Annotated in this window: 1 protein-coding gene; it reads right to left on the minus strand. The window is 53.1% G+C overall.

What is annotated here, in order from left to right; genetic code table 11:
• The coding region (gene tuf, locus EPE01S_RS22670; protein WP_062749689.1) for an elongation factor Tu at positions 1–892 on the minus strand (892 nt) is incomplete at both ends.

Below are 892 nucleotides of genomic sequence, written 5' to 3' on the forward strand. Positions count from 1 at the left end.
CCATTTCCACGCCTTCTGGCAGTTCGATGGTACCGGTCACGTCAGTTGTACGGAAGTAGAACTGTGGACGGTAGCCTTTGAAGAACGGAGTATGACGGCCGCCTTCATCTTTAGACAGAATATATACTTCTGACTCGAACTTGGTGTGTGGCTTGATTGAACCTGGCTTAGCCAGAACCTGGCCACGCTGGATATCTTCACGCTTGATGCCGCGCAGCAGGATACCACAGTTCTCACCCGCACGGCCTTCGTCCAGCAGCTTACGGAACATTTCAACGCCGGTACAGGTTGATTTCACGGTATCTTTGATACCAACGATCTCAACTTCTTCACCGACTTTAACGATACCGCGCTCTACACGACCGGTCACAACAGTACCACGGCCGGAGATAGAGAAGACGTCTTCGATTGGCAGCAGGAATGGCTTATCAATCGCACGCTCTGGCTCTGGGATGTAGTTATCCAGGTGACCAGCCAGTTCGATGATTTTTGCTTCCCATTCTGCGTCACCCTGCAGGGCTTTCAGTGCAGAACCACGAACAACCGGGATGTCGTCGCCAGGGAAATCGTAAGCAGACAGCAGCTCACGGACTTCCATTTCAACCAGCTCCAGCAGCTCTTCGTCGTCAACCATGTCGCATTTGTTCATGAATACGATCATGAACGGAACGCCAACCTGGCGACCCAGCAGGATGTGCTCACGGGTCTGAGGCATTGGGCCGTCAGTCGCAGCAACAACCAGGATAGCGCCGTCCATCTGAGCAGCACCGGTGATCATGTTTTTCACATAGTCGGCGTGGCCTGGGCAGTCAACGTGCGCGTAGTGGCGAGTTGGGGTGTCATATTCAACGTGAGACGTGTTGATGGTGATACCACGTGCTTTTTCTTCTGG

Source organism: Erwinia persicina NBRC 102418 (assembly GCF_001571305.1).
GTDB lineage: Bacteria > Pseudomonadota > Gammaproteobacteria > Enterobacterales > Enterobacteriaceae > Erwinia > Erwinia persicina.